This is a genomic window from uncultured Chitinophaga sp., from assembly GCF_937874145.1.
Classification (GTDB): Bacteria; Bacteroidota; Bacteroidia; order Chitinophagales; family Chitinophagaceae; genus Chitinophaga.
The window spans coordinates 1-2,183 of record NZ_CALNBI010000291.1 but is presented as its reverse complement, the minus strand read 5'-3'; the positions used below and the strand labels follow the sequence as shown (position 1 = coordinate 2,183).

Genomic DNA, 2,183 nt, shown 5'->3' with positions numbered 1-2,183 from the left:
GAACTTCGCCTCCCCGATGAGGGCGGACTTTTTCACCGCATCCATGTCCGTTGCGCCGATATTGGCCAGGAACATGTTCGCGCGTTCGATGCCGCTGTACAGCCAGGTCCACATTTCGGTCACCACCGGGTCGGAACCATCGTAATTGAACCACCAGACGCCGACCAGCTGGTTGGTGACGGAGTAGAAACTTTCGTCGGTACTCGCGTTGTGGCGGATAGGAATCCTCCCGCCCCACATGAACTCCATCCCGCAGATCGCATAAACGCCCGCCAACGCGGAATTCGCTTCCGCTTCGTTCTTGTAGTAGTTGTTGGGGGATATGGTGGAGAGGGGCTTTTTATCCAGGAATTTGCTGCACGACGATGCGATCATCAGTACCGCCATGCAGGAAATGGAAATGAGCTTCTTCATAATCTTTCGTTTTAAATGTTCAGCATTACAAACCCAGGTTCAGACCCAGCGTAGTCGTTCTTGCACGGGGATACGACGAATAATCGAACCCGGGCGTGAGGGCGGAATACCCGATCGCCACTTCCGGATCGGAACCGGTGTATTTCGTCCAGGTAACGAGGTTCTGCGCGGCCGCAAACACCCGCAGGCTCTTGATCTTCGCCCTTTTCAGCACCGCGGCGGGGATATTATACCCGAGCGACACGGTTTTGAGCCGGAGGAAAGATCCGTCTTCCAGTGTGCGGGAAGAATATACGTAGCCGTACTGGCCGCCTGCGCGGGGAATGTTGCTGGTGGTGTTCTCCGGCGTCCAGCGGTTTTCGAAGGTCTTGTACTGGTTGAGGTAAGTTTTGTTGCCGTTTTCGAAGTTGATGCGGTTGGCGTTCATCACTTGGTTGCCGTACGACCACTGGAAGAAAACGTTGAGATCGAACCCGCGGTACCGGAAGTCGTTGGTAAAGCCGCCCACATGCACGGGGAAGCCCCTGCCGATCACCGTCTGGTCCGACACGTTCACCACGCCGTCTCCATTCAGGTCGCGGTATTTGATATCTCCGGGCTTAATCGCCGCGCGGGTGTTGCCGTTGGTAGGAACGCCTTCCTTCAGCAGGAAACCGCCGTTGGGTAAAGGATCGAAGTCATCATACCCATACACCCCGTCCCAGATATACCCGTAAAACTGGCCCACGGGCTGCCCGATCCTGGCGATGTACAGCGCCACGCTGCTGTACCAGGAATCCCAGCCCATGGTAGACGTGAGCGATTCCTGGTTCTGGGTGAGGGCCAGCACCTTGCTGCGGTTGAACGAAATATTGAAGCTGCTGCTCCAGGCAAAATCCTTCGTATCCACGTTCCGCGTGTGCAGCGAAATCTCCAGTCCCTCGTTGCTCGTTTTGCCGACGTTCTTAAAGGCGGACACATCCCCCACGGTGGGCGGGAGCCGCGCGTTCAGCAGCAGGTCGGACGTTACTTTCCTGTAGTAATCCACCGCCAGCGACAACCGCGATTTGAAGAACGAGACATCCAGCCCTACGTCCGTCTGCGCCGTGTTCTCCCACTTCAGGTCGGTGCTCGCCATGGTGATGGGAATAGCGCTTTGCTGCAGTTCGTTGCCGAACGAATAGTAGGAATTGCGCGTGGCGAAGTCAAGCAGCGCGAAGGTGGCGTAGTCGCTCACGCGGTTGTTGCCCGTAATCCCCCAGCTGGCGCGCACTTTGGCGCTGGAAATGAAGCGCACCTGCTTCATGAATTTCTCTTTGGAAATCTCCCAGGCCACGGCGCCCGAAGGGAAGTAACTCCACTGGTTGTCGGCCCGGAACTTGGAAGAGCCATCGCTGCGGAATGATGCGGTGAGGAAATATTTATCCCGGTACACGTAGTTCGCCCGCGCCAGCATAGACGCCAGCGCCCATTCGGATTCGGAGCTGGTCACAGGCTGCGGCACGCCCTGGCTCAGGCCGTTGAGCCCCAGCGCCTCGTTGGGGAGCTGGTTGGCGGAAAGGCCGTGCACGCCGTATTTGTTGCCCTGCGCCGTGAAGCCTGCCACGGCATTGAGCCGGTGGTTCCTGTTGAACTTCTTGTCGAAGGTCAGGGTGTTCTCACTCAGCCAGTTGGTAGTTTCATAATACATGACGGAACCGTTCACCTTGTACACCGTGGCGGGGTTGCCGCTGCGGGTCTTGGAGTTGTTGAACGCATCGTTGCGCTGGGTGGTTTTGTTGATGCCGCCC

General features: G+C 57.4%; 1 protein-coding gene and 1 pseudogene. Both read right to left on the bottom strand.

The genetic code is table 11. From position 1 onward, the window contains the following. Window positions 1-414, bottom strand: a pseudogene (locus Q0510_RS14380) (RagB/SusD family nutrient uptake outer membrane protein); the annotation flags it as partial. 25 nt (window positions 415-439) lie between these two features. Beyond that, window positions 440-2,183 (bottom strand): SusC/RagA family TonB-linked outer membrane protein (locus tag Q0510_RS14375; protein ID WP_298713059.1); only part of this gene is annotated, 1,744 nt, incomplete at its 5' end.